This is a genomic window from Nonomuraea montanisoli (assembly GCF_013363975.1).
Lineage (GTDB): Bacteria > Actinomycetota > Actinomycetes > Streptosporangiales > Streptosporangiaceae > Nonomuraea > Nonomuraea montanisoli.
In genome coordinates this window covers 1-475 of sequence record NZ_JABWGN010000054.1, presented here as the reverse complement: position 1 = coordinate 475, position 475 = coordinate 1, and the positions used below count along the sequence as shown (strand labels likewise).

Sequence of the window (475 nt, the reverse complement as noted above, 5' to 3'; positions counted from 1 at the left end):
GTTGCTCTCCTCGACGGTGATGACGCCTTCCTTGCCGACCTTGTCCATCGCCTCGGCGATGAGCGAGCCGATCTCGGGGTCGGCGGCGGAGATGGAGGCGGTGGAGGCGATCTGCTCCTTGGTCTCCACGTCCCTGGCCAGCCTGGACAGCTCCTCGCTGACGCGCTCGACGGCGACCTCGATGCCCTTCTTCAGGGCCATCGGGTTGGCGCCGGCCGCCACGTTGCGCAGCCCCTCGCGCACCAGCGCCTGGGCGAGCACGGTGGCCGTGGTGGTGCCGTCGCCCGCGACGTCGTCCGTCTTCTTGGCGACCTCCTTGACCAGCTCGGCGCCGATCTTCTCCCACGGGTCCTCGAGCTCGATCTCCTTGGCGATGGAGACACCGTCGTTGGTGATCGTGGGGGCGCCCCACTTCTTCTCCAGCACGACGTTGCGGCCCTTGGGGCCGAGGGTCACCTTGACGGCGTCGGCGAGC

At 69.1% G+C, this 475-nt stretch carries 1 protein-coding gene; it reads right to left on the bottom strand.

Annotated elements, in window-relative coordinates; genetic code table 11:
- Positions 1–475 (bottom strand): TCP-1/cpn60 chaperonin family protein (locus HTZ77_RS44940; protein WP_328809138.1); only part of this gene is annotated, 475 nt, incomplete at both ends.